18 protein-coding genes are annotated in these 25,578 nt (G+C 62.9%); 9 read left to right on the forward strand and 9 right to left on the reverse strand.

The features are described 5' to 3' along the window. The first annotated feature begins 30 nt into the window (after positions 1-30). Complete coding sequence (locus IF10I1_RS06120; RefSeq protein WP_186424402.1) at positions 31-1,230, forward strand: pyridoxal phosphate-dependent aminotransferase; 1,200 nt, start codon at positions 31-33, stop codon at positions 1,228-1,230. Positions 1,231-1,408: 178 nt separating this feature from the next. On the opposite strand, the gene IF10I1_RS06125 is transcribed toward IF10I1_RS06120, so the two are convergent. After that, positions 1,409-1,750 carry a hypothetical protein gene (locus IF10I1_RS06125; protein ID WP_186391133.1) on the reverse strand — a complete coding sequence of 114 codons (342 nt, stop codon included), beginning with the start codon at positions 1,748-1,750 and terminating at the stop codon, positions 1,409-1,411. A 333-nt stretch (positions 1,751-2,083) separates the two neighbouring features. Between IF10I1_RS06125 and IF10I1_RS06130 the strand changes: the two genes are divergently transcribed. Beyond that, on the forward strand, positions 2,084-4,144 hold the full coding sequence (locus IF10I1_RS06130) for an elongation factor G (protein ID WP_186391132.1): 2,061 nt from the start codon (positions 2,084-2,086) through the stop codon (positions 4,142-4,144). Positions 4,145-4,381: 237 nt separating this feature from the next. Further along, positions 4,382-5,353: a protein-methionine-sulfoxide reductase catalytic subunit MsrP gene (msrP, locus tag IF10I1_RS06135; protein WP_186391131.1), complete on the forward strand. Its 972-nt coding sequence runs from the start codon at positions 4,382-4,384 to the stop codon at positions 5,351-5,353. A gap of 854 nt (positions 5,354-6,207) precedes the next feature. Here msrP and IF10I1_RS06140 read toward each other — a convergent pair. From IF10I1_RS06140 to IF10I1_RS06150, 3 genes are all read right to left on the reverse strand, one after another. Then, positions 6,208-7,104 (reverse strand): LysR family transcriptional regulator, encoded by an 897-nt coding sequence (locus IF10I1_RS06140; protein ID WP_186391344.1) that lies wholly within the window; start codon positions 7,102-7,104, stop codon positions 6,208-6,210. Between the two features lie 62 nt (positions 7,105-7,166). Further along, positions 7,167-8,129: a thioredoxin-disulfide reductase gene (gene trxB / locus IF10I1_RS06145; RefSeq protein WP_186391130.1), complete on the reverse strand. Its 963-nt coding sequence runs from the start codon at positions 8,127-8,129 to the stop codon at positions 7,167-7,169. A 17-nt stretch (positions 8,130-8,146) separates the two neighbouring features. Continuing rightward, positions 8,147-9,139: a mitochondrial fission ELM1 family protein gene (locus IF10I1_RS06150; protein ID WP_186391129.1), complete on the reverse strand. Its 993-nt coding sequence runs from the start codon at positions 9,137-9,139 to the stop codon at positions 8,147-8,149. 191 nt (positions 9,140-9,330) lie between these two features. Between IF10I1_RS06150 and IF10I1_RS06155 the strand changes: the two genes are divergently transcribed. Further along, positions 9,331-9,801: an Lrp/AsnC family transcriptional regulator gene (locus IF10I1_RS06155; RefSeq protein WP_019964018.1), complete on the forward strand. Its 471-nt coding sequence runs from the start codon at positions 9,331-9,333 to the stop codon at positions 9,799-9,801. A 35-nt stretch (positions 9,802-9,836) separates the two neighbouring features. Here the strand turns inward: IF10I1_RS06155 and IF10I1_RS06160 are convergent, their stop codons facing one another. The 4 genes from IF10I1_RS06160 to IF10I1_RS06175 all read right to left on the reverse strand — a co-directional run bounded on the left by IF10I1_RS06160 (position 9,837) and on the right by IF10I1_RS06175 (position 16,030). Beyond that, positions 9,837-10,631 (reverse strand): SDR family oxidoreductase, encoded by a 795-nt coding sequence (locus IF10I1_RS06160; RefSeq protein WP_186391128.1) that lies wholly within the window; start codon positions 10,629-10,631, stop codon positions 9,837-9,839. 921 nt (positions 10,632-11,552) lie between these two features. After that, positions 11,553-12,026 (reverse strand): transcription elongation factor GreA, encoded by a 474-nt coding sequence (gene greA, locus IF10I1_RS06165; protein ID WP_050474884.1) that lies wholly within the window; start codon positions 12,024-12,026, stop codon positions 11,553-11,555. Positions 12,027-12,248: 222 nt separating this feature from the next. After that, positions 12,249-15,611, reverse strand: a complete 3,363-nt coding sequence (gene carB / locus IF10I1_RS06170) for a carbamoyl-phosphate synthase large subunit (RefSeq protein WP_186415113.1) — start codon at positions 15,609-15,611, stop codon at positions 12,249-12,251. Positions 15,612-15,739: 128 nt separating this feature from the next. Beyond that, the gene (locus IF10I1_RS06175) at positions 15,740-16,030 is read right to left on the reverse strand and encodes a helix-turn-helix transcriptional regulator (protein WP_186415112.1); all 291 of its coding nucleotides are present in this window, start codon (positions 16,028-16,030) and stop codon (positions 15,740-15,742) included. Positions 16,031-16,446: 416 nt separating this feature from the next. Between IF10I1_RS06175 and IF10I1_RS06180 the strand changes: the two genes are divergently transcribed. Next, positions 16,447-17,493 carry an AraC family transcriptional regulator gene (locus tag IF10I1_RS06180; protein WP_082206129.1) on the forward strand — a complete coding sequence of 349 codons (1,047 nt, stop codon included), beginning with the start codon at positions 16,447-16,449 and terminating at the stop codon, positions 17,491-17,493. A gap of 819 nt (positions 17,494-18,312) precedes the next feature. Further along, positions 18,313-18,756: a MerR family transcriptional regulator gene (locus IF10I1_RS06185; protein ID WP_050474887.1), complete on the forward strand. Its 444-nt coding sequence runs from the start codon at positions 18,313-18,315 to the stop codon at positions 18,754-18,756. A gap of 178 nt (positions 18,757-18,934) precedes the next feature. Here IF10I1_RS06185 and carA read toward each other — a convergent pair whose 3' ends face one another. Continuing rightward, positions 18,935-20,128 (reverse strand): glutamine-hydrolyzing carbamoyl-phosphate synthase small subunit, encoded by a 1,194-nt coding sequence (gene carA / locus IF10I1_RS06190; protein ID WP_094463204.1) that lies wholly within the window; start codon positions 20,126-20,128, stop codon positions 18,935-18,937. 253 nt (positions 20,129-20,381) lie between these two features. Between carA and IF10I1_RS06195 the strand changes: the two genes are divergently transcribed. From IF10I1_RS06195 to rpoD, 3 genes are all read left to right on the forward strand, one after another. Further along, positions 20,382-20,849 carry a GatB/YqeY domain-containing protein gene (locus IF10I1_RS06195; protein ID WP_050474889.1) on the forward strand — a complete coding sequence of 156 codons (468 nt, stop codon included), beginning with the start codon at positions 20,382-20,384 and terminating at the stop codon, positions 20,847-20,849. Positions 20,850-21,046: 197 nt separating this feature from the next. Next, positions 21,047-23,074, forward strand: a complete 2,028-nt coding sequence (dnaG, locus tag IF10I1_RS06200) for a DNA primase (RefSeq protein WP_186424403.1) — start codon at positions 21,047-21,049, stop codon at positions 23,072-23,074. A gap of 468 nt (positions 23,075-23,542) precedes the next feature. Continuing rightward, entirely contained in the window at positions 23,543-25,552 is a 2,010-nt protein-coding gene (gene rpoD, locus IF10I1_RS06205) for an RNA polymerase sigma factor RpoD (protein ID WP_058900719.1), read from the forward strand. The last annotated feature ends 26 nt before the right edge of the window (positions 25,553-25,578 follow it).

Here is a 25,578-nt window from a genome sequence, read left to right on the forward strand (position 1 = left end):
AAATCACCATGTCTCCTATGGAGGACCCTCATGGGCTTTATTGCCGATGCTCTTTCGCGTGTGAAACCGTCCGCAACGATTGCGGTCACCAACAAGGCGCGTGAGCTGAAAGCCGCCGGCCGGGACGTTATCGGTCTTGGCGCTGGCGAACCGGACTTCGATACCCCGGAAAACATCAAGGCTGCGGCGATCAAGGCCATCAATGAGGGCAAGACCAAATACACCGCCGTGGACGGCATTCCCGAGCTGAAGGAGGCGATCTGCGCCAAGTTCAAGCGCGAGAACGGCCTGACCTACACCCCGGCACAGGTGACGGTCGGCACCGGCGGCAAGCAGGTGCTTTACAATGCCCTCATCGCCACCGTGAACCCCGGCGACGAAGTGCTGATCCCGACGCCGTACTGGGTGAGCTACCCGGACATGGTGGAGCTGGCCGGCGGCACGCCGGTGATCGTGGAGGCCGACAAGAAGACCTTCAAGATCACGGCCGAAGCGCTGGAAGCGGCGATCACGCCGAAGACCAAGTGGTTCATCTTCAACTCGCCGTCGAACCCCTCGGGCGCCGCCTACACGCGCGCCGAGCTGAAGGCGCTCACCGATGTGCTCGTCCGTCATCCGCATGTGTGGGTGATGAGCGACGACATGTATGAGCACCTCGTCTACGACAACTTCGAATTCACCACCCCGGCGCAGGTCGAGCCGTCGCTCTATGACCGCACGCTGACGGTGAACGGTGTCTCCAAGGCCTATGCCATGACCGGCTGGCGCATCGGCTATGCGGCCGGTCCCGTGCAGCTGATCAAGGCGATGGCGACGGTGCAGTCCCAGTCCACGTCCAACCCCAGCTCCATCGCCCAGTATGCGGCCGTGGAAGCGCTGAACGGAACGCAGGACTTCATCCCGAAGAACAACGAGATCTTCAAGGCCCGCCGCGATCTCGTGGTGTCCATGCTGAACCAGGCCAAGGGTCTCGTTTGCCCGGTGCCGGAAGGCGCGTTCTACGTGTTCCCAGCCTGCGAAGGCTGCATCGGCAAGACCGCGCCGTCCGGCAAGGTCATCGAGACCGACGAGGACTTCGTGACCGAGCTGCTGGAAGCTGAAGGCGTTGCCGTGGTGCAGGGCTCGGCCTTCGGCCTTGGCCCGAACTTCCGCATCTCCTACGCCACCGCAACCGAAGCTCTGGAAGACGCCTGCCAGCGCATCCAGCGCTTTTGCGCTAACCTGCGCTGAGCCGTTTCTGACGGTAAGTGATTGAAGAGCCCGCCGGTGAAAACCGGCGGGTTTTTTGCTGTTAAAGTCCTCTCCGTGGTCATCCCGGCTCGCGCTGCGCTTGGCCGGGATGACGATGGAGGGGCTGCAGCGGCGCCCGCAAAACTCTACCTTTGTAAATTGTCGGAGCTCTATTGTTTCAGCGCTTCTTTGGCTTCCCGTAAACATCCCGGTACTCAGGATGGGTGGGGCAGCCGGGCTGGGTGCAGGGTTGGGCAAGTTCCCTGGCCCGCTCGCGGCGGTGTTCGGCTTCGATCTGCTGGCGCTTGTCGAGGCCTTGCGTCTGCTGCTGCTGGCTTTTGTCCAGAAGCATGCGCCCGGCCTGGCCGCGCATGGACGGGGCGGCGGCAGTGCCGTTGTCGCTGGAGCGGCGCAGGGCGGAGGTCTGGGCCTGTACCTCGGACCATGAGTCAAACGGCAGAAGGGCTGCCGCCAGAAGCAGGGCGGTTGCCACAAGGCCTTTGAGCGTCTGGATCTGCATGCTGACTTCGGCCTTTCGCTGCCTTGTCCTGTTGTCTCTGGCCTTGTTGTGGCCCGCAGATGCGGCAGGGGCAAGGCCGTTTGATGCTGCAGTGCCGCACATCTTTTGCTTGCAAATGGCGCCCGCGCGGCGCGACGATGCCTTGACCGGCTCCGTGGCGGCGTCAAACGCGCGCGGAGCTGCAATGCTCAAACGCCGCAGGGCCTGGCCCGGCTCCGGAGCGTCCGGACAAGACGGCTCATGTCCCTGCAGCGGGTGGACGGCGCGCAGACGCGGCGTCATCTCCTGCCGCGATCCTCGCGCTGGCAACACAAGCCAACGGGAGACGGCAGCATGAGCGGCATTCAGGAAAGCACCAGCAGCGGCAGACGATCCGGCCCCCGCTGCATCGCGATTGTCGGGCCCTTCGGAAGCGGCAAGACAACCCTGATGGAAGCCATATTGGCGCGCACGGGGGCAATTTCCAGACAAGGCAGCCAGGCAGGCGGCAACATGACGGGCGATGCCTCGCCGGAGGCGCGCGCTCACGGCATGAGTATCGAGATGAACATCGCCGGGACGGAGTATCTGGGGGACCACTATACCTTCCTCGATTGCCCCGGCTCCGTCGAGTTTCTCACCGACACGGAAGGCGCCCTGTGCGGCGCGGATCTGGCGATCGTGGTGGCGGAAGCGGACGAGAAGAAGGTTCCCGCGCTGCAACTGATCCTCAAGATGCTGGAAGAGCGCGGTGTGCCCCGGCTTCTGTTCCTCAACAAGATCGACAAGGCTACCCAGCGGGTGCGCGACGTGCTGCAGATGCTGCAGCCGGCCTCCAGCGTGCCGCTGGTCTTGCGGCAGATCCCCATCTGGAAGAACGGCATCGCCGTGGGTTTCATCGATCTTGCCCTGGAGCGGGCCTTTGTCTACCGCGAGCATGCGGAAAGTCTCGTGATCGACATGCCGGGTGATGAACTCGCCCGCGAGGTGGAAGCGCGCTTCTCCATGCTGGAACGGCTGGCCGACCATGACGATGTGCTGATGGAAACCCTGCTGGAGGACATGGCGCCAGGCCGCGAGCGGGTGTTCACGGATCTTGCCGAGGAAATGCGGCAGGGGTTGATCTGCCCCGTATTCATCGGCTCGGCAGAACACGGTAACGGCATCCAGCGGCTGATGAAGGCCCTGCGGCACGAGGGGCCGGATGTGGTGGCGACGCGGGCGCGGCTGGGCCTGAGCCCCTCCACCGAGGCGGGCGTGGTGATGAAGACGCTGCACACGCTGCATGGCGGCAAGCTGTCGGTGACGCGGGTTCTGGGCGGCACGGTGGCCGAGGGGCAGGGGCTGCACCTGCCGGAGGGCGGAGCGGAGAAGCCATCCGGTCTGCTTTCGCTGTTCGGCCAGCAGGCGAGCCGCCGGGGCGCGGCAGGAGAGGGGGAAACCGTGGCGCTGGCGAAGCTCGACGGAGCGCAGACCGGCATGCTGCTGGGGCTGAAGGAACCTATCCGGCAGTGGATGCCCTTCCGCCGGCCGGAGCCGGTGATGGGGCTTGCCATCTCCACGGCCGACCACAAGGACGACGTGAAGCTCTCCACTGCTCTGCATAAACTGACAGAGGAAGACCCCGCCCTGCATGCGCGGCTGAGCGAGGCGACCGGCGAGACCCTTCTGGAAGGGCAGGGCGAGATGCATCTGCGTGTCGCGCTGGCCCGGCTGAAGGGCAAGTATGGCCTGACGGTGGAGGCGCGCGCGCCGCAGATCGCTTACCGCGAGACCATCCGCAAGGGCACCAGCGTGCGCGGGCGGCACAAGAAACAGTCGGGCGGGCATGGCCAGTTCGGCGATGTGGTGCTGGAAATCCGGCCGCTGGGACGCGGAGAGGGTTTTGTCTTTGCCGAGAAGATCACCGGCGGGGTGGTGCCGCGCCAATATATCCCGTCCGTGGAAGAAGGGGTGCGCGAGGCGCTGGGCCATGGGGCGCTGGGCTTCCCGCTGGTGGATATTTCGGTCGTGCTGACGGACGGGTCCTATCACTCGGTCGACAGTTCCGATCAGGCCTTCCGCATGGCGGCGATCACGGCGATGCGCGAGGGGCTGCCGGAGTGCAGCCCGGTGCTGCTGGAGCCGATGGACGAGGTGATCGTGGTGTGCCCGTCCGAAGCGACGGCGCGCATCAACGCCATCATCCCGGCCCGGCGCGGCCAGATCCTCGGCTTTGATGCAAGGCCCGGCTGGGCCGGGTGGGACGAGGTGCGCTGCCTGATGCCGCAGGCGGAGCTGGACGGCCTGATCGTGGAACTGAGATCTGCGACGGCAGGGGCGGGCAGCTTCCACCGCCGCTTTGACCATCTGGCAGAGGTGACCGGCAAGCTTGCAGATCAGATACTTGCCCGCGAGCGGCAGAAGGCTGCATAAAGGAGCTCTCCATGCAGCCCTTCGGGCTGCTGCCAACAGGAGGGGCGAGGCCGGTGCGGACGGGCGCCGGCCTCATCTTCCTGCCCGAGTTCTTGCCCGAGTTCCTGCCTGATACATGCCTGACGCCCGTCAGATGCTCAATCCTGCGTGCGCAGGGGCTCGCCAGACGTCACCAGAGCGTTATTTGCATCTTCAGAATTTCAGGCGTTTGCTGTGGGCGCTGATCAGGAGGACAAGATGCATATCATCCGCAAGCCGGGCTGGGCCCTGCCCGAGCATATGGCAACACCGGAGCACCTGTTCTGGAACCGCCGCGCGGTTCTGGCGGGCATGGCGGGGGCGGGCGCGCTGGCACTGGGGGCGGGGCTGCCATCCGGCGCAAGGGCGCAGGATGGTGCCGCAGACCCGAGCGCCAGCCTCTATCCGGTGACGCGCAACGAGGCCTATACGCTGGACCGTGCCCTCAGCCAGGAAAAGCATGTCACCAGCTTCAACAACTTCTATGAATTCGGCACCAGCAAGAGCATCGCCCGTGCGGCGCAGGCCCTACCCATCCGCCCGTGGACGGTGACCATCGACGGCATGGTGGACAAGCCGCAGCAGATCGGCATCGATGATCTTCTGAAGGCCATGCCGCTGGAAGAGCGGCTCTACCGCTTCCGCTGCGTCGAGGCCTGGTCCATGGCCGTGCCCTGGTCCGGTTTCGCCCTGTCGGAACTGGTGAAGCTGGCGAGCCCCCAGGCAGGCGCCAAATACCTGCGCTTCGAGACCTTCCAGGACGCGAGCATTGCGCCGGGCCAGAACATGGTCTGGTATCCGTGGCCCTATGTGGAAGGCGTGACCATGGCCGAGGCCACCAACGAACTGGCCTTCATGGTGACCGGTGTCTATGGCAAGCCGCTGCCCAAGCAGAACGGCGCGCCGCTGCGCCTTGCCCTGCCGTGGAAATACGGCTTCAAGTCGATCAAGAGCATCGTCCGCATCACCTTCACGGACGAGCGGCCGAAGACCATGTGGGAAGCGCTGGGGCCGACCGAATACGGCTTCTGGGCAAATGTGAATCCGGAAGTTGCTCACCCGCGCTGGAGCCAGGCGCAGGAAGACGTGCTGGGCACCGGCGAAACCGTTCCGACCCTGCTCTACAACGGCTACGCCGAACAGGTCGCCGGCCTCTACAAGGGCATGGAAGGCGAGAAGCTGTTCATGTGAGGCTGTGTGGCTTCAGGGATGTAGGCTGGAAGGCTCCGGGGTATCTCCGGGGCCTTTTGCGTTCTGGCTGAGGCCTCTCCGCCGTCATCCCGGACGCGCTTCGCGCGATCCGGGACCGGTGAGCCGGGGTATAAGTTGGTTGTGTTTAGGAGCCATAGCCGCGGGACCTTGGCTCACCGGTCCCGGATCTCCGCTTCGCTGCGTCCGGGATGACGATGGATAGGGAACGGGCTCGCTGAAAGCAGCCATCTCAAGCGCTTTTGCATTTCAAAGGTGGAGTTTCCTGTTGCTACGTCCGAGCGGCATCAGCCTAAGCGCGTTCCACTTCCAGGCCACAAGGCAAAAAAAAGCCGGGTCAAAAGACCCGGCAGTTATTTTTGATTTTCCACAGCGTGGAAAATCACCTTCCAGAGGGGAACAGCTGGCTGAATTGGCGTCGCTGGGAGGAGAGTGCGACGCCGCAGAACCAACAGTGATGCTTATATGCAGTGCACAAGCTGATTAAACAAGTGGCACCTGCGCAGGTCAGCCATGCGTTTAAGGAATGACTAATATGTCAGTCCTGCACAATCCTGTCACATTTGGCCCGGGGGAATCATATTTCCTTTTTTGATTCAGAGGCTTGATGTGTGCTTTGTGCAGATTTTGACCTTGTGGTCAGATTTCGTGCAGTTTCAAGAATTGCCTGTTTTTCAGGCGAATTCGTTCTGGCTGGTATTTTGATGGATGAGTTCGCAGGAGCGTACAGGCTGCAGCTGGACGCTATTCTTCCCGGAAGCGCTAAGAAATCAAAGGGATATGATCGTGGAGGCGTTTTCTGCGCTGCGGCATTCTGTCCAGCGGCGGAACGCCGGTCAGTAGGACCAGCGCTCTGCCTTGGCCAGCAGGAAGTCGCGGAAGGCGGTGATGCGCGCCGTGTTTTTCAGCTCTGACGGATAGACGAAATAGGTATCGAAGCTTGGAATCTGGTCTTCCAGATGCGTCAGGATCTGCGTCACGCTCGTGTCGTTCTCGACGATGTAGTCCGGCAGAATGGCGACGCCGATACCCTGATCCACCGCGCGCTTGATCGCCACCACATTGTTGACGCGCAGTACGATGCGGCGCGGCTCACCCAGCGGGCGGTGGGCGGTCTCCAGCCAGTTCATGTCGCGCAAATAGGCGGGGGCGTGCTCGCCGAAGGTGACGATGCGGTGATTGTCCAGATCCTCGATCGTCTTCGGGGTGCCGTAGCGCTTCAGGTAATGCGGTGAAGCGTAGATGTGGAAGTGCACGGTGAAGAGCTTGCGCTGGATCAGGTCCGGCTGTGTCGGCTGGCGCAGGCGGATGGCCACATCCGCTTCGCGCATGCCAAGGTCCAGCTCCTCGTCATCGAAGATCAGCCGCAGTTCCATATCCGGATAAAGGTCAATGAACTCGTTGATGCGCGCCGTCAGCCAGGTGGAGCCAAGGCCCACCGTGGTGGTGATGCGCAGCACGCCGGAGGGCTTTTCGCGGCTGTCGGTGAGGCGTGTCTGCACGGCCTCCAGCTTCATCAGCACTTCCCGGGCCGTGCGGTAGAGGAGTTCGCCCTGTTCGGTGAGCAACAGGCCGCGCGCATGGCGGTGGAACAGCGGGATGCCGAGATCCTGCTCCAGCGCGCTGACCTGACGGCTGACGGCGGACTGGCTCATGTTCAGGCTGTCGCCCGCATGCGTGAAGCTGCCTGCCTGTGCGGCGGCATGGAAAATGCGCAGCTTGTCCCAGTCCATCATGCGCCCGTCTCTCCTCTTCCGCCGCCCCTCTTTGCCGGGTCAGCCTGTTGCTGGCCGCCTCAGCTTGCCGTTGCTGCCTCAAGGGCATGTTCAGCCAGAAACTTCTCCGCTTCAAGGGCGGCCATGCAGCCCATGCCGGCGGCGGTGACGGCCTGGCGGTAGATGTCGTCGGTCACGTCACCGGCGGCAAAGACGCCCGGCACGGAGGTGCGGGTGCTGTCGGCCTCGGTGAAGATGTAGTCATTCGGCTTCAGCGTCAGCTGGCCGCGGAACAGATCGACCGACGGCGCATGACCAATGGCGATGAAGACGCCGTCGGCCTTGAGTTCGTGCGTTTCGCCGGTCTTGACGTTCTTGAGGCGTGCGCCCGTGACGGCCTTGGGCATGCCGCCGCCGAGGATTTCGTCCACAACGCAATCCCACACCACATTGATCTTCGGATTGGCGAACAGCCGCTCCTGCAGGATGCGCTCGGAGCGGAAGCTGTCGCGGCGGTGCACGACCGTCACCTTGGAGGCCAGATTAGCAAGGTAAAGCGCTTCCTCGACGGCCGTATTGCCGCCGCCGACCACGATCACTTCCTTGCCGCGGTAGAAGAAGCCGTCGCAGGTGGCGCAGGCCGAAACGCCCGCACCCATGAAATCCACTTCCGACGGCAGACCCAGCCAGCGCGCCTGCGCGCCGGTGGCGATGATCACCGCATCGGCCAGAAACTCGGTGCCGCCATCGGCAACGGCGCGGAACGGGCGCTTCGACAGGTCCACCTCGGTGATGATGTCATGCACGATGCGCGTCCCGACATGCTCGGCCTGAAGCTGCATCTGCTCCATCAGCCAGGGGCCCTGGATCGGCTCGGCAAAGCCGGGATAGTTCTCCACATCGGTGGTGATGGTCAGCTGGCCGCCCGGCTGGATGCCCGCGACGAGAACCGGTTCCAGCATGGCGCGCGCGGCATAGATGCCGGCGGTGTAGCCAGCCGGGCCCGAGCCAATGATGAGCAGCTTCACGTGTTCCGTCGCCATGTCCAGTTCCTTAAATCTCATGCCTTGCGCGAGGCCAGCCGGTCCCTGATGGCCGCAGCGATCTGCGGGGTGCTGTCCAGCGGCTCACAGGTAGTGGTTTTGAGAGGCCCCGGAAAGGGGTGAATGGCCCCAATCTGGCGCAATCCAGTCAAAAAACGGTCCAGCCGGTGGTGCCCGCCCGAGGGCATGAACACATGCACCGGCCGTCCAGCCGCCAGCGCCTCGCCTACCATGTTGGTGCTGTCGCCCGTGACCACGATGGTATCGGCCAGCGCCAGCATGGCCAGCAACGGGTTTTCGCCGCTGCCGTCCCAAAGGAAATGGTTTCCTGTTTCCGCCAGTTGCTCCAGCCGGTGACTGAGGGCAGGGGGTGTGCGGCGTGAGGCGGTGATCATCAGGCTGCCGCCCTGCCGTGCCGCATCTGCCAGCCCGTCTGCAAAGCAGTTGATGTCTTCGGCCGTGAAGCTGTGATGGCGGCTGTTGCCGCCCACAAGCACGGCTATGCGCGGGGAGGGCAGATCCCCAAGGCGCGGGTCCGGCTGCGCCCTTGCCGCCGCCAGCTTTTCCGCAGAATGGCGGTGCGGTGCGGTTGGTGTCACCAGAACATTGGCGCCGCGCAGCCGGTCATGCTCGCCCACCCAGATGAGGTCGGCGGCACTCGTGCCCGTGCGCGGATCCTTGAGGAAGACGGTGAAGGTGCGCCCGCCGCTCAGCTTCTTCAGGCGGCGCAGATAGGGCACGGTGCGCCGGCCGGAGGCAATGGCTATCTCCGGGTAGGGCGGCGCCAGCGGGCTGCCGGGCCGCGTCTCGGCCTCACGCGGGTCAATCGGCCCCCAGGGCATGGCCCAGACGAAGGGCTTGCGCGGGGCAACGCGGCGGATCTGATAGGGCAGGCCAAGGGCTTCGGCGACGCCCATGCACTGGATTTCGTCGCCCGCCTTGCCGTCGGACAGAATCCAGATGCTCCGGTCATCCTCAGCTTTTGCGGTTTCTGGATCTTTCTTGAGCATGGGTGCTTTTGTTATAGTCTTGCGGAAATGAGCAAAAAATCATAAGCCGCAGGGCATTGGGTCTTGCGGCCACACAAGCACGGACAGACGGCTGGAACAAGGCCGGGGGCGTGCCTGTGAAACGGAACTTTGGGGCAGGCGGCCTTTTTGCCTTGCCCGCCGGGCGCCGCCCGCACTGACTGGAGATTTCCTTGAAAGCACGGCTTGACGCGATCGACTGGCACATTCTGGACGAGCTGCAACAGGATGGCCGGATGACCAATGTGGAACTCGCCCGCCGTGTCGGCATCTCTGCGCCCCCGTGCCTGCGCCGGGTGCGCGCGCTGGAAGAGGCCGGGCTCATCCGCGGCTACCGCACGCTGCTGGACGAAAAGCAGCTCGGCTACGAGGTGACGGCCTTTGCCATGGTCGGCCTGCACAGCCAGACGGAAGCGGACCTCAACGGCTTCGAGGAGCGGGTCAACAGCTGGCCCATCGTGCGCGAGTGCTTCATGCTGTCGGGCGAAGTGGATTTCCTGCTGAAATGCGTCGCCCCGGACCTTCAGACCTTCCAGACCTTCATCATCCGCGAACTGACCGCCGCCCCCAACGTGGACAGCGTCCGCACCGCCCTCACCATCCGCCGCACCAAGGACGAACCCACGGTGCCGATCGAAAGGTGAGGGGGCGCTGCCTATTGCTGTTTGGGACTGCGGCTCTAGCTTCCGGGCGTTGCGGCTGATCCTGCCAGGATGCCGCCGTCGACCGTCAGCTCTGTGCCCGTCATGTAGGGGGCCTCGTCAGAGGCAAGGAACACGGCAAGCGCCGCAACCTCCTCCGGTCTGCCGAAGCGGCGCAGCGGCGTATCGGCGACCATGGCCGCCTCCCGTTTGGCTCTGTCCGGCCCGTTGCCCAGCATTGGCTCCCACATGGGCGTCATGACGGCGGCAGGGTGGATCGAGTTGCAGCGGATCTTCAGGCCTTGGCCGGCACAATAGAGCGCCACGCTCTTTGTGTGATTGCGTATCGCCGCCTTTGAAGAGGCATAGGCGGCGGCCATCGGAATGCCGACCAATCCTGAGCGGGACGAGATGTTGATGATCGACCCGGCGCCTCTCGCCCGCATGGCGCGGATGGCATAGCGGCACCCCAGAAACGTGCCGTCGAGGTTGACGGCATGCACGGCTCTCCAATCGGCAAGCTGCGCATTCTCGGGGTCATGCGCTGGCGGCGCGCCATTGGCCATGTCCTCAAAGCCCGTAACGCCGGCATTGTTGACGAGAATGTCGAGTTCGGGGAACAGGCGCTCCGTCCGGCTCCAGTCCGCTTCAGAGGCCACATCCAGATGACAGTATGTGCCGCCAATGGCCCCGGCTGTGGCTTTACCGTCTTCGTCGTTGATATCGGTCAGAATGACGCTCGCGCCTTCACCGGCAAAGGCCTTGGCAATGGCCGCGCCAATCCCACGCGCCGCCCCCGTCACGAGGGCGCGTTTTCCAGAAAGTCTGGGCATGATAAATCCCTGGATTCCAAAGTGAGGGTGCGTGGCCGCTGGTCATTCCAGCTCTCGATGAGCTTCTCTCATCAAGAGCGGCGAAAGCCCGTGCTGCGCATGGGCAGCTTCAAAGCGTGATGCGTCAGCATCCAGGCTCTGGTCGAAAGCCAAGCCAGTGGCCACGGTTCGGCGAATGTCCGGATTACCGGTTGTGGTTGTCCATGTCCGTCACTCCTCAATCTGAGGTAAAGGGTTACCCGGCAGCAGTGGGGGCGTCAAGGGCGGGCCTGCCGGGGGCTTTCAGTGGGGTTTGTTTGTGGCGTTGGCGTGGTGGTGATTATCCTGAGACGCTCATTACCTGACAGAGCCGCGTGTTGAACCGGATGCAGGCAGCCCGGTGTTCTGATTGCATTGAAGCCTGTTTGGGTTCGGTTGTCAGCGTCTCTCCTTTTGCTTTTCCGAAAGTGGACTACATGACCATTCCATGGAGGATATCCTGAAAGCCGCACGCCAGCGCGTCCAGACTGGCTAGTCGTCGGATGGGATGTAAAATCAGGGCTCTGCGCAGCTGAGCGATGACGCTTCGGCATTGCGAGGATGTTTTGCAGATTTTGCAGGCCCCCTCAAAAAGCGCCTGCAGCAGGCACGGAGCTTCAGTCTGCCGACGCGTTTGCAATCTCTCCCGTCATCCTCGGCCTTGTGCCGAGGATCTGCACAAGTGAATGGCTAGCAGATGGCCGGGACAAGCCCGACCATGACGAAGGAGAAGAAAGCCTTCTTTGCCTCCAAACAAAAATGCCCGCGGCGGGCGCGGGCATTCTGGGGTTTGGCGGGCGGGAGGGCCCGGGGGTCCATTATCCTGATCAATCTTCTTGATCGGGCCTCTGGATCAGCCCTCCTGATCAGGTGCGCTGATCCGAAGAGCCGGTCAGAGACGGATCAGAGGAACTGGACGTTCTCGATCTCGTAGGAGCGGGCGCCGCCGGGGGCGGCGACTTCGACGCTGTCGCCGATCGTCTTGCCGATGAGGGCGCGGGCGATGGGGGAGGAGATGGAGATCCTGCCCTGCTTCACGTCTGCTTCCACGTCGCCGACGATCATGTACTTCTTCTCTTCCTCGGTGTCCTCGTCGATGAGGGTGACCGTGGCACCGAACTTGACGGTGGTGCCGGAGAGCTTCGAGACGTCGATGATTTCAGCGCGGCTGAGCTTGTCCTCAAGCTCGGCGATGCGGCCCTCGTTGTGGCTCTGCGCTTCCTTGGCGGCGTGGTACTCGGCGTTTTCCGACAGGTCGCCGTGGGCGCGCGCTTCGGAAATGGCCTCGACGATCCGGGGCCGCTCGACCGACGTCCGCTCCTTCAATTCCACCTGCAGCATTGCGTAGCCGGCGGCGGTCATCGGGATCTTTTCCATTGGCCGTAGACCTTCTGGTTAAGTGGTCCGCTTGCGCGGACGAAACGTCAAAAAAACACAATCCAGCCGGACGTTTCATCGTCTGGCCGGAGTGCGGATGATACAGTTCTGGAGCGTCCTCCGCCCGGGTTCATGATCCGGCCAAGAGAAAACCGCTTCAGATTTAATGCTAAGATCGCATTCTGATCGTGCGGGCCACGATGGCCCGCACGAGACTATGCTCTAGGCGAAGTAGGACTGCAAGGGCCTGACTTCAAGCCCCCCGCTCTTGTAGGCCTCGATGCCCTTGGAAGCGGCCACGGCGCCGGCCAGCGTCGTGTAATAGGGCACCTTCTGCAAGAGGGCTGCGCGGCGCATGGAGCGGCTGTCCGACATGGCCTGCATGCCGTCCGTGGTGTTGATCACCAGCTGGACTTCGCCGTTCTTGATCACGTCGACGATATGCGGGCGGCCTTCGGAAACCTTGTTGATCTTGGCGCAGGTGACGCCATGCTCCTCAAGATAACGCTGGGTGCCGCTGGTGGCGATGATGCGGAAGCCGTTGGCGGCAAGGCGCTTCACCGCGTCCAGCACGCCTTCCTTGTCCTGGTCGCGCACGGAGACGAACACCGTGCCGCCCACCGGCACGCCGGTGCCGCCGCCGATCTGCGACTTGGCGAAGGCGGTGCCGAAGTTGGCATCAAGGCCCATGACTTCGCCGGTGGAGCGCATTTCCGGGCCAAGGATGGTGTCCACACCCGGGAAGCGGGCGAAGGGGAACACGGCTTCCTTGACGGCCACGTGCTTCAGCGGCTTTTCGCTGAGGTTGAACGAGGCAAGGCTTTCACCGGCCATGATGCGGCTGGCGATCTTGGCCACCGGCACGCCGATGGTCTTGGCTACGAAGGGCACCGTGCGCGAGGCGCGCGGGTTGACTTCGAGCACATAGATCTGGCCGTCGCGGATGGCGTACTGAACGTTCATCAGGCCGCCGACTTCGAGCGCCTTGGCCATGGCAATGGTCTGGCGTTTCAGCTCGGCGATCATTTCGGCCGAGAGCGTGTAGGGCGGCAGGGAGCAGGCGCTGTCACCGGAGTGAATGCCGGCTTCCTCGATATGCTCCATGATGCCGCAGACGAACACGTCCTTGCCATCCGACAGGGCATCCACATCCACCTCGATGGCGCCATCGAGATAGCGGTCGAACAGCAGCGGGTTGGTGCCGAGCAGGGTGTTGATCTGGCCGGTCTTGTCGTTCGGATACTTGGCGCGGATTTCACCGGGCACCAGCTCCGGCAGGGTGCCGAGCAGGTAGGAGTTCAGCGACTCTTCGTCGCGGATGATCTGCATCGCACGGCCGCCCAGCACGTAGGACGGGCGCACCACCAGCGGCAGGCCGAGCTGGCTGGCGATGAGGCGGCCCTGCTCGACGGAATAGGCGATGCCGTTCTGCGGCTGCTTCAGGCCGATCTTGGTCAGGAGGCGCTGGAAGCGGTCGCGGTCTTCGGCAAGGTCGATCATGTCCGGCGAGGTGCCGAGGATCGGCACATCGGCCTTGACGAGCGCCTGCGCCAGCTTCAGCGGGGTCTGGCCGCCGAACTGGACGATGACGCCGTGCAGCGTGCCGTTTTCCTGCTCGGTGCGGATGATTTCCAGCACGTCTTCTGCGGTCAGCGGCTCGAAATAGAGCCGGTCGGAGGTGTCATAGTCGGTGGACACGGTCTCCGGGTTGCAGTTGACCATGATGGTCTCATAACCCGCTTCCTGCAGCGCAAAGGCCGCGTGGCAGCAGCAGTAGTCGAACTCGATGCCCTGGCCGATCCGGTTCGGGCCGCCGCCGAGGATGACGACCTTCTTCTTGTCCGAAGGGCGGGCTTCGCTGGCCAGCTCGCCGGCAAAGGGCGTCTCGTAGGTGGAATACATGTAGGCGGTCGGCGAAGCGAATTCGGCCGCGCAAGTGTCGATGCGCTTGAACACCGGATGGACGTCAAGATCTGCACGCAGCTTGGCAATATCGGCTTCGTCCTTGCCGGTCAGCGAGGCGAGGCGGGCGTCGGAGAAGCCCATGCCCTTCAGCTTGCGCAGCATCACGGCATTGTCCGGCAGGCCGTTGGCGCGGACCTTCTCTTCCATGGCAATGATGCCGGAGAGCTGCTCCAGGAACCAGGGGTCGATGCCGCAGATGCTGTAGATCTGGTCCAGCGGCGTGCCGAGGCGGATCGCCTGGGCGACGTTGAGCAGGCGCGTCGGCGTCGGCGTCGAGATGGCGGCGCGGATGGCGTTCTTGTCGTCGCCCTGGCCAAGGCCGGGGATTTCCACTTCGTCGAGGCCGGTCAGGCCGGTCTCGAGGCCGCGCAGGGCCTTCTGCAGGCTTTCCGGGAAGGTGCGGCCGATGGCCATGACTTCGCCCACGGACTTCATGGCCGTGGTCAGCACCGGATCGGAGCCTGGGAACTTTTCGAAGGCAAAGCGCGGGATCTTGGTGACGATGTAATCGATGGACGGCTCGAACGAGGCCGGGGTGGCGCCGCCGGTGATGTCGTTCTCCAGCTCATCCAGCGTGTAGCCGACGGCGAGCTTGGCCGCGATCTTGGCGATCGGGAAGCCGGTGGCCTTGGAGGCCAGAGCCGAAGAGCGCGACACGCGCGGGTTCATCTCGATGACGACGAGGCGGCCGTTCTGCGGGTTCACGGCGAACTGCACGTTGGAGCCGCCGGTTTCCACGCCGATCTCGCGCAGCACCGCAATCGAGGCGTCGCGCATGATCTGGTATTCCTTGTCGGTCAGCGTCAGCGCCGGCGCGACGGTGATCGAGTCACCCGTGTGCACACCCATCGGGTCGATGTTCTCGATGGAGCAGATGATGATGCAGTTGTCCGCCTTGTCGCGGACCACTTCCATCTCATACTCCTTCCAGCCCAGCAGGCTCTCGTCGATGAGGATCTGGCCGACCGGGGAGGCGTCGATGCCCGAGCGGGCGATCGTTTCGAATTCCTCACGGTTATAGGCCACGCCGCCGCCGGTGCCGCCAAGGGTGAAGGCCGGGCGGATGATGGCGGGCAGGCCGATCTCGTCCAGCGCCTTCATGGCTTCCATGAAGCCGGCGTTGCGGTCGTAGCCGGTGATCTTGCCGTTGGCATCGCGGATGGCAGGCGAGGAGGCAATCGAGGCGCGCGGGTTCTCAAGCCCGATCACATCCATCGCAGCGCGGAACTTCTCGCGGTCTTCGGCCTTCTCGATCACATCGGCACGGGCGCCGATCATTTCCACGCCGAATTTCTCCAGCACGCCGTCGCGCTCAAGGTCCAGCGCGCAGTTGAGCGCGGTCTGGCCGCCCATGGTCGGGAGCAGCGCGTCGGGGCGCTCCTTCTCGATGATGCGGGCAACGACTTCCGGAGTGATGGGCTCGATGTAGGTCGCGTCCGCCAGATCCGGGTCGGTCATGATCGTCGCCGGATTGGAGTTCACGAGGATGATTCGATACCCTTCCTCGCGCAAGGCCTTGCAGGCTTGCGTGCCCGAATAATCGAATTCACAGGCCTGACCGATGACAATCGGGCCTGCGCCAATGATCAGGATGGAGGAAATGTCTGTGCGTTTGGGCATCGTGGCTCGCATCGGCCCGCCGCCGCGCTCTGTCGCGCGTGCGCCTGGGCTCGTCCTTGAGGAATGACACTGGTGGCTGAGCGCGCCTTATAGGCAATAAAGGCGAAGGATGAAACCCCGGATCGCCGTCAATCGAGCGCTTTTGCGTTTCCGTCTTCTTCCGGTACGGGAAGCGGCGGCGCGGAGCGGGTGTTCTGGCCATCAAAATCGCCGATTCCCGCCTGCAGGGCATAGCAGGCGAGGCGGACGTATTTGGGGATTTCGACAGGCCGTCCGTCGCGGTTCCCCTTTTCATAATACTGGATCATCCGCTTCTTCAGGCCCAGCCGCTCGGCGGCGTCCTTCTGTTTGAGGCCGAGTGCGCGCCGCCAGCCGCGGAACTGCTCCGGTGTCATGCCTGCCGTCTTCTTGCCGCTCATCGCTGTTATCCTGATTGATGCTGATTATCTGACTGGCGGATAGCGCACTTGTTGCGCCTCTGGAAGTGCTCAGCCGCGTCTGCCCGGCAAATTTCTGCGGCTCCTGCCGCGGGGTGGGCTGGCGGGGGCTGCTTTTCTGGCGGCTATGCACTTTCTGCGATCTTTCTGCCGCCTTCATACGTTTTTGATTGCATCCTGCCTGTATCGGGATGGTTACCGGCAGGTAAAATACAATTTAGGAAAATCGTGATTAATTTCCTTTCGAATTGATAACGTTAATATGGAACCCGGCGTGATATCTTGTTTTCGAGGTTCTCGCCGGGGGGCATTGGTGATTATACAGAGGCCCTTCTGGAACAGATTCTTGTTGAGATTTCAGGATTCTGTCCCGTGTTACACTTCTGGAATGTATAGACATGCTGCGCGAGGGAAAGTTGGGCTCTTCATCCGGAGTGGCAGAAGTTGCCGGGCAGATCATTGAGCCGCTTGCGCGGTACCTGGAACGCAATGGCCTTGCGATTGAAGAGGTGGCGCGCAAGGCCGGTGTGATGCTGCCGCCCGCAAATGGGCGTTACGACCGTTATCTTCCGATGAATGACGTGGCCTGCCTGCTGCAACAGGCGGGGAAGTTGCTGGATGATCCGTTGATCGGGCTGCGCTCGTCCGTCATGGAACCGGTGGTTCCCACCCATGCGCTCGTGCTCGCCTTGCCCTATGCCCCGACATTGCGCCGCCTCTTCGAGGTGCTTGGGGAAGCGCATGCCTCAATTGTTGATCTGGAGGCCTGCGAGGTCCGGCAGGTTTCCGGACGGCTTGAGGTGATCTGGCGCCATGTTCCGCGGGTGGTGCTGCGGGATCAGCTCAATGACTGTATTGCCGTCCTGGCCTGCATGTTCCTGTCTCTGGCTGCGGGGCCCGATTGTTTCAAGAATGTCGCAGTGCGGCTGGAACGGGGCAAGCCTGAGGATACGCGGCTGCACCGGCAGTGTTTTGGGCCAAATGTGCTGTTTGATCAGAACCATTCAGCGATCAGCCTGCCGGCTGAGCTGGCGGACAAGCCGCTGCCGGGAGCGTATCCGGTTCTTTTCGAGGCCCTGGTGGAACTGGCAATGCGGCGGCTCGCGGATCGCGGGCGGCTGTCGGGGATCACCGCGCTGGTCAGTGAGGAAATCGCCCGGCGTGTGGGGGAAAAGGATCTGTCTCTCGAGAGTGTTGCCCGTGCCGTCGGTGTCAGTGGCCGGGTGCTGCAGCGCCGGCTGAGTGAGCAGGGGGTGACCTTCCACGAGTTGCATGATGATGTCCGCCGCGGCATCGCGGCCGATCTGCTGCGCACAACGGGACTGCCAATCTCCGAGGTTTCGTTCCGCCTCGGGTTCTCGGCGGTGGGGAACTTCACCCGCGCAGCCAAGCGCTGGTTCGGGATGACACCGAGCGAATGGCGCAGGACTGAGGCCCGCCGCTGACAGGCTCAATGCTGCCGTGCCTGCAGGTGCCGGGTGAGTTGCAGCGCTGCCTGTCAGGATTGAAAAAAATGCGTTGCCGCTCGCCAAACCACGCAGGGGAGGAGACCCGGCGCAGACGTGTGTGCCTCAGAGGCAGCTACACGCGCAGTTTGTCCCCTTGTTGAATATTCAAGTTCAGGAAAGTAAGGCCCCGGCTGACCATGTGGCGGAACTCTCCAATTTCTGCGTGACGTGGAGAATCAACTTTCCGGATTTTTCAACCTCGCAAGCTTTGCGTGTTTGCGCTGCACAATGTTGTTAAGTGCAGATTTCTTCGTGCAATTGATATCGATTTCACAGTCTTAAGAATTAGATATTTATTGCAGGGGCGTTCGGCCTGACTGTGGGCTTTGCCGGGCGTCGTTGCTTGTGCTGTTTTTGTGGTTTGTTTGTATTCTTATATATCGATAATATGTAAATGGTGTTTTTCAAATGAATTTATTTATCGTTTTTCTTTTGTTTTTCGATTGATATTCAGTTGTTTCTCTAAAGTCTTTTTTGTTTTCTGGAAGAATTTCTGTGCATTTAGGGCAACTTAAGTGCTGAGTGATCGAAAATTGGCGCCTTATGAGAAGGAGTATACGTGAAATGGGTGGCATATTAGTGCCCGTGACGTAAATGAGCGTTGTGTTTGGAGCCTCTCTTACAAAGGAGTTCTCTTCATGACGCGAAATGCGGAAGGTGTCCCCAAAGATCCGGGTTTCCAAGGTGGGAGGAGGCTGGGATCTGCGCTGGCGCATTCATTTGTCACGCCCTGTTCAACCACCAGGCTAGAAAACGATGAACAGCTTAGCACCCAATATGGTCGTCATTCCGGACATCGCAGGTCCGGTCGTGGATGATGGCAGCGAGCCGAAACTCCTCGCGATCTCCGAGATGTCGGAGAATTTCGGCGTGACGCTCCGGACCCTGCGTTTCTACGAGGAAAAGGGCCTCATCAATCCGGTGCGTAAAGGCGCGCGCCGCTTCTATTCCGCCCGTGACGTCGGCCGGATGCGGGTCATTCTGCAGGCCAAGAAGATCGGCCTGACCCTGACCGAGATTCGCCGCGTGCTGAAGCTTGTTGAAAGCAGCACACCCCGCCGCAGCCAGCTGGAAGAACTGCGCGGCATCTGCGCCAGCCAGCAGGACATGCTGCGTGAGCAGCACGCGCTGCTGCAGGAGCAGGTGGCGGAAGTGGATCATGTGATGCAGTCCCTCGACCGGCTGATCGCCGTGTCCTGAGCTGCAGATCTTCCGGAATTGCAAGATACCGGAATTGAAAGATAACAGAGCCCGGGCGGCAGGCCGGGCTCTGTTTCTTTTTGGGAAAGGGCTGCGGCCGCTGGCAGGGCTCAGGATCCCAAAAAAACGCCCCGGAAGCGCTGCTTGCCGGGGCGTTTTGATCTGCTGCGTGGGCCTGTCAGGCGCTTGCCTGCCTTGCCTCGCGCATCACCTCGGTAAAGCGCTGGAACAGGTAATGGCTGTCACGCGGGCCGGGTGAGGCTTCCGGGTGATACTGCACCGAGAACACGGGCTTGCCCTTGAGGCGGATGCCGCAGTTGGTGCCGTCGAACAGCGAGACATGCGTCTCTTCAACGTTTTCCGGCAGGCTTTCCTTGTCCACGGCAAAGCCATGGTTCATGGAGGTGATTTCCACCTTGCCCGTGGTGTGGTCGAAGACCGGATGGTTCGCGCCATGATGGCCCTGATGCATCTTCATGGTCTTGCCGCCGAGCGCCAGCGCCAGCATCTGGTGGCCAAGGCAGATGCCGAAGACCGGCAGTCCCTTGTTGACCAGCGCCTGAATGGTGGCGACGGAATAGGTGCCGGTGGCCGCCGGATCGCCGGGGCCGTTGGACAGGAACACCCCGTCCGGGCTCATGGCAAGGATTTCGTCTGCCGGAGTTTCGGCCGGGACGACGGTCACCTTGCAACCCGCATCGGCCAGCAGGCGCAGGATGTTGCGCTTCACGCCGTAGTCGATGGCGACGACGTTGAATTCCTTGTCCTGCTGCTCGCCGTAGCCTTCATCCCAGACCCAGGGGGTCTGCGTCCAGCTCTGGCTCTGGCCGCTGGTCACGTCCCTGGCAAGGTCCATGCCTTCGAGGCCCGGCCAGGCGGCGGCCTTGGCTTTCAGCGCATCGATGTCGAACTTGCCATCCGGATGATAAGCGATGACCGCGTTCGGCACGCCGAGGTCGCGGATGCGGGCGGTCAGGGCGCGGGTGTCGATGCCGCTGATGCCGATGATGCCGCGTGCCTTCAGCCACTCGTCAAAGCGGCGCGCGGCGCGATAGTTGGAGGGGGAGGTGACGTCGGCTTTCAGCACCGTGCCGCGCACGCCGGAGGCGGACGCCATGTTCAGCGTCTCGATGTCGTCCTCGTTCGCGCCCACGTTGCCCACATGCGGGAAAGTGAAGGTCACGATCTGGCCGGCGTAGGAGGGGTCGGTCAGGATTTCCTGGTAGCCGGTGATGGCGGTGTTGAAGCAGACTTCTGCAACGGCCTCACCTTCGGCCCCAAGGCCCTGGCCCTCGATCACGGTGCCATCGGACAGCACCAGAAGTGCGGTGGCAGGCGGTATGGCCCACGCGTCTGCAGTCGCGGTCGTCATGTCTTGCAATCTCGGTGTTGTTGATGACATCATGGGCACCGAACGCCCGGATATGCCGAACCCGAGCCAGGCGCTAGCCCCGTGCTTCAAGCGCGGGAATGTAGGGGAAGCGTCCCGGCAGGTCAATATTGGTGTTCGGGAATAAAAAGGCCTTGAATCAAGGGCTTGTTCGCTTGGTACATTGCATGTGGGCAAATGGCCGGGTAAGAGGGCGTCTTTCAGCGGTCATATTCGTGGTTATTAGGGGCAAGACATGCGCGATGACATCAGTGCGTCCTTGAAGGATGCGCTTGAGGCCGGCGACAAACGCCGCGCTGCCACCCTGCGCCTCATCCTGACTGCCATCAAGGACCGGGAAGCGGCGGCGCGTGACTGCGGCCGCGATGGAATCACCGACGAAGAGGTGCATCAGTTCCTGAAGCGCATGCTGGCGCAGCGCGAGGAATCCCGTCAGGCCTATGAAGAGGCCGGACAGGTGGAACTGGCGGTTCAGGAAGAGGAAGAAAGCCAGATCATCCGCGAGTTTCTGCCCCGGCAGATGGGCGAGGATGAAATGCGCCGCATCTGTGCCGAGACCATCGCCGATATCGAGGCGCAGGGCCTGCGTGACATCGGCCGCTGCATGAACTCCCTCAAGGAGCGCTATCCGGGCCAGATGGACTTCGTGCAGGCCTCCTGCCTTGTGAAGGATCTGCTGCGCACCCGGCCCGGGGACAGCTGAGGGGCGCAGGGCCGGGTTCCGCTCTGGTAAAGACGGCCCGCCCGGCCCGGTCTGCGGGGAGGCCCTTGCAGGCGGCGCCCCCGCGCCTTAAGTCACTGCTTCCCTCAAAGGGGCACTCAAGGCTAATGTAATCCACTTGCCGCCATGGCCGGATGCCTCCGGCCCTGCGGGCCATTCCCGGCTTCCGGACAGGTTTCATGCGTTTCGACAACCGGCTACTGGACGAGATCAAGGCACGGCTGAGCCTTTCGGACATCGTGGGCCGGCGCGTGAGCTGGGACCGGCGCAAGACGCAGCCGGGGCGGGGGGACTTTTGGGCCTGCTGCCCCTTCCATCAGGAAAAATCCCCGAGCTTTCACGTGGATGACCGGCGCGGGCGCTACAAGTGCTTCGGCTGCGGTGCATCCGGCGATCATTTCCGTTTCCTGACGGACACTGAGGGCCTGAGCTTTCCCGAAGCGGTGGAGCGGCTGGCGGAGCAGGCCGGCGTTGCCCTTCCCGTGGCGGATCCGAAGATTGCCCGGCAGGAGCGCAAGAAGGCCGGCCTTGCCGAGGTCTGCGAGATGGCGGCGAAATTCTTCCAGATGGAGTTCGGCGGCCCGCGCGGCCAGACGGCCCGCGCCTATGTGCAGCGCCGCCAGCTGAGTGCCGAGACGCTGAACGAGTTCCGCTTCGGCTTTGCGCCCGACACCCGTGACAGCCTGAAACGCTTTCTGGCGGAGAAGGGCGTCGAGGAGCCGGTGATGGTGGAGGCCGGTCTGGTGATCAAGCCGGATGATGGCCGCCCCTCATATGACCGGTTCCGCGGGCGGCTGATGATCCCGATCCACGACGAGCGCGGCCGGGTCGTCGCCTTCGGCGGGCGCACGCTCGACCCCGATGGCCAGCCGAAATACCTCAACTCGCCGGAAACGCCGCTCTTCCACAAGGGCGTCATGCTGTTCAACGCCCACCGGGCACGCGAGCCTGCGTTCAAGAGCGGGCAGGCCTTTGTCGTGGAAGGCTATCTCGATGCCATCGCCTTGTGGCAGGCGGGACTGCGCCATGTGGTGGCGACGCTTGGCACGGCTTTCACCGAAGATCAGGTGCTGCGGCTGTGGAAGCTGGCGGCGGAGCCTGTTGTGTGTTTCGACGGCGATGCGGCGGGTATTTCTGCGGCGCACCGGGCGATTGACCGCATCCTGCCGGTGCTGCGCAGCGGCCATTCCTTCCAGTTCTGCTTCCTGCCGGACGGGCAGGACCCGGACGACCTGATCAAGGCGCGCGGGATCGCCGGGTTTCATGAGGAGGCCGCCAAGGCGCAGCCCTTGTTCGAGGCCGTATGGGACCGGGAGATCAGCGCCGCCAATCTGGACACGCCCGAGCGCAAGGCCGCGCTGGAAAAGCGCTTCGAGGACCTGATCGGCACCATTGCCGACGAGCGGGTGCGCAAGCGCTATCAGCTGGATTTCCGTCTGCGTCTGTCCAACCTCTTCTACGAGCATTCGCGCCGCCAGCGCAGCGCTGCGCAGGGGCAGGGCCAGAGACAGAGTTGGGGGCAGGGCGGAGAACGCGGGCGCGGGCGGCCGGGGGATGCGGCAGTTGCCTTGCAGCTTCTGACGCGCGGGCCGGGCGGTGAGGCCATCACCGCGCCGCAGGGGCCGCTGTTCGGCACCGAGCGGCTGGTCTGCGGCATGTGCGTGAAATTCCCCGATCTGCTGGACAAGCACATCGAGCGCGTCGCCAGCCTTCCCTTTGCCGATCCGCTGCATGCGGGCTTCCGCAATGCGCTCTGCCGCGTGGCGCGGGACTTCAACAGCCTGACGGCGGCGCAGCTGGCCGAAGGCGTCGATGACAGCTTCTACAAGATCCTGCATGAGGTGATGACGGCGGACGAGGCGGGCGCGCAGAAGCACGGTGACTTCTCCGGCCTCTACCAGCGCTTCCCCTTGCTGAAGGCGACGCCGCCGGAGGACTTCATCGAAGCGGCTTTCCTGCATTTCCTCGACCAGATCGAGCTGATGGCGCTGGAGCAGGAACTGAAGCAGGAACTGGCGGCGGCCGAGCACGCCTTTGACGAACTGGCCTGGAACCGCATCCGCGGTCTGACGCAGGACCTTTCCCGCCGGCGAGAGGAATGCGCCCGTGAAGAGGGGGAACTGGCTGAACGGGCGAAAAAACTGCGCCATGCAGGCCCGGCCATGGTGCCTGGCCATGGCAATCAGGCGGCCTCGTCCCCACATTAGCCGCGAGGCAAGTCCTCGGGATGGGCTGTTAACCCGGCAAAGGACCGCATTCACGGCCCAGACTGCGTTCTGACTGTGGCTATTTCGCGAATCACATTGACGATTCGCGAATCACACTTGCGAATCGGTGGCGTCGAGCTAAATAGGGGAATTCAGGCAGCCCACAGCGTTCATGATGGCAAGAGCCACGAGCGGAACATTCAGTCGCGCTGCATATCCTGAGGAATTGTCTGCCGGTCTGGCTTTGCCGGGGCGGTGTGGCGTTACTTGTCCGGTTTCCACCCTGCGGCTGCAGGGCTTTCCGGTACGGTTAAGTAGGACTTAAGGGACACCGATTTAAAAGCCGAATCATCGCAAGGTCTTCGAGAGCTGCGCGTTCCCCGCGCGCCGGAAGGCAGTCTGATGGTTCGGATGTGGGCGAACAGCCGGGCACGGCGCCGCAGACATGCGGCGGTTCTGGAGCAGAATATGGTAGCGAAAGCGACGCAGACGGAAGAAACCCAGGAAGCGGCAGCAGAAGGTCAGGATGGCCCGCTGCTCGATCTTTCTGATGCTGCCGTCAAGCGAATGATCAAGGCCGCCAAGAAGCGCGGTTATGTGACCTATGACGAGCTGAATGAGGTGATGCCCTCCGAGCACGTGTCTTCCGAGCAGATCGAAGACACGATGGCCATGCTTTCGGACATGGGCATCAATGTGATCGACAGCGACGAGGTGGAAGAAGCCCAGACCGACGATGCGGAAGAGGGCGGCGAGATCGCCGTTGCCAGCCCGACGGCGCTTGCCAAGGCAAGTTCCGGCCGCGAGCCGACCGACCGCACCGACGACCCCGTGCGCATGTATCTGCGCGAGATGGGCTCGGTCGAGCTTCTCTCCCGCGAGGGCGAAATCGCCATCGCCAAGCGCATCGAGGCTGGCCGCGAGGCCATGATCGCCGGGCTTTGCGAAAGCCCGCTGACCTTCCAGGCCATCATCATCTGGCGCGACGAGCTGAACGAAGGCAAGGTTCTGCTGCGCGACATCATCGACCTTGAAGCGACCTATGCCGGCCCGGATGCCCGTGGCGGCCCGGTGGCGGGCGAGGGCGAAGAGGAAGAGGATGTGGACGGCGAGCCGCGCAGCCCGGCTGCCGGCAGCGCCCCGCGTGAGGATGGCGCGCCCGAGGGCCTGCCCGAGGAAGGCGAGGAGGAAGAGGACGAATTCGAGTCCAACGTCTCCCTGTCCGCCATGGAGGCCGAGCTGAAGCCGAAGGTTCTGGAAACCTTCGACAGCATCGCCGACAGCTACAAGAAGCTGCGCCGCCTGCAGGATCAGCTGGTGGAGAACAAGCTCTCCAACAAGACCCTGTCGCCGAGCCAGGAGCGCCGCTACAAGAAGATCCAGGAAGAGCTGGTCGCCGATGTGAAGAGCCTGTCGCTCAACCAGAACCGCATCGATGCGCTGGTCGAGCAGCTCTATGACATCAACAAGCGCCTGATGGGCTACGAGGGCCGCCTGCTGCGCCTTGCCGACAGCCATGGCGTCGACCGCACGGACTTCCTCAAGCAGTATCAGGGCGCGGAGCTGGACCCGAACTGGCTGCGCAAGGTGGCCAACCTTGCCACGCGCGGCTGGAAGAACTTCGTCGCCAAGGAAAAGGACATGATCCGCGAGCTGCGTCAGGATATCCAGACGCTGGCAACGGAAACGGGCCTCGAAATCACCGAGTTCCGCAAGATCGTGTCCATGGTGCAGAAGGGCGAGCGTGAGGCACGCATCGCCAAGAAGGAGATGGTGGAGGCCAACCTGCGCCTCGTGATCTCCATCGCCAAGAAATACACCAACCGCGGCTTGCAGTTCCTCGACCTCATCCAGGAAGGCAACATCGGCCTGATGAAGGCGGTGGACAAGTTCGAGTACCGGCGCGGCTACAAGTTCTCCACCTATGCGACATGGTGGATCCGGCAGGCGATCACCCGTTCGATCGCCGACCAGGCCCGCACCATCCGTATTCCGGTGCACATGATCGAGACGATCAACAAGATCGTGCGCACCTCGCGCCAGATGCTGCACGAGATCGGCCGCGAGCCGACCCCGGAGGAGCTGGCCGAAAAGCTGCAGATGCCGCTGGAAAAGGTCCGCAAGGTCCTGAAGATCGCCAAGGAGCCGATCTCGCTGGAAACCCCGATCGGCGACGAGGAGGATTCCCACCTCGGCGACTTCATCGAGGACAAGAACGCGGTTCTGCCCATCGATGCGGCTATCCAGTCGAACCTGCGCGAAACCACGACCCGCGTGCTCGCCTCGCTCACCCCGCGTGAAGAGCGCGTGCTGCGCATGCGCTTCGGCATCGGCATGAACACCGACCACACTCTGGAAGAAGTCGGCCAGCAGTTCTCGGTGACGCGCGAGCGTATCCGCCAGATCGAAGCCAAGGCCCTGCGCAAGCTCAAGCACCCGAGCCGCAGCCGCAAGCTCCGCTCCTTCCTCGACAGCTGAGGACGCGGCGGTTCAACGCAATCACA

Origin of the sequence: Pannonibacter sp. I15F10I1 (genome assembly GCF_900185665.1) — a bacterium.
Classification (GTDB): domain Bacteria; phylum Pseudomonadota; class Alphaproteobacteria; order Rhizobiales; family Stappiaceae; genus Pannonibacter; species Pannonibacter indicus.

Coding starts and splice junctions, on each gene's coding strand:
- dnaG (WP_186424403.1), top strand. CDS start 21,047: ATGCGTTTCGACAACCGGCTACTGGACGAGATCAAGGCACGGCTGAGC.
- IF10I1_RS06185 (WP_050474887.1), top strand. CDS start 18,313: ATGAACAGCTTAGCACCCAATATGGTCGTCATTCCGGACATCGCAGGT.
- IF10I1_RS06160 (WP_186391128.1), bottom strand. CDS start 10,631: ATGCCCAGACTTTCTGGAAAACGCGCCCTCGTGACGGGGGCGGCGCGT.
- IF10I1_RS06195 (WP_050474889.1), top strand. CDS start 20,382: ATGCGCGATGACATCAGTGCGTCCTTGAAGGATGCGCTTGAGGCCGGC.
- IF10I1_RS06140 (WP_186391344.1), bottom strand. CDS start 7,104: ATGGACTGGGACAAGCTGCGCATTTTCCATGCCGCCGCACAGGCAGGC.
- greA (WP_050474884.1), bottom strand. CDS start 12,026: ATGGAAAAGATCCCGATGACCGCCGCCGGCTACGCAATGCTGCAGGTG.
- IF10I1_RS06120 (WP_186424402.1), top strand. CDS start 31: ATGGGCTTTATTGCCGATGCTCTTTCGCGTGTGAAACCGTCCGCAACG.
- IF10I1_RS06175 (WP_186415112.1), bottom strand. CDS start 16,030: ATGAGCGGCAAGAAGACGGCAGGCATGACACCGGAGCAGTTCCGCGGC.
- trxB (WP_186391130.1), bottom strand. CDS start 8,129: ATGGCGACGGAACACGTGAAGCTGCTCATCATTGGCTCGGGCCCGGCT.
- msrP (WP_186391131.1), top strand. CDS start 4,382: ATGCATATCATCCGCAAGCCGGGCTGGGCCCTGCCCGAGCATATGGCA.
- IF10I1_RS06180 (WP_082206129.1), top strand. CDS start 16,447: ATGCTGCGCGAGGGAAAGTTGGGCTCTTCATCCGGAGTGGCAGAAGTT.
- rpoD (WP_058900719.1), top strand. CDS start 23,543: ATGGTAGCGAAAGCGACGCAGACGGAAGAAACCCAGGAAGCGGCAGCA.
- IF10I1_RS06130 (WP_186391132.1), top strand. CDS start 2,084: ATGAGCGGCATTCAGGAAAGCACCAGCAGCGGCAGACGATCCGGCCCC.
- IF10I1_RS06150 (WP_186391129.1), bottom strand. CDS start 9,139: ATGCTCAAGAAAGATCCAGAAACCGCAAAAGCTGAGGATGACCGGAGC.
- carB (WP_186415113.1), bottom strand. CDS start 15,611: ATGCCCAAACGCACAGACATTTCCTCCATCCTGATCATTGGCGCAGGC.
- carA (WP_094463204.1), bottom strand. CDS start 20,128: ATGACGACCGCGACTGCAGACGCGTGGGCCATACCGCCTGCCACCGCA.
- IF10I1_RS06125 (WP_186391133.1), bottom strand. CDS start 1,750: ATGCAGATCCAGACGCTCAAAGGCCTTGTGGCAACCGCCCTGCTTCTG.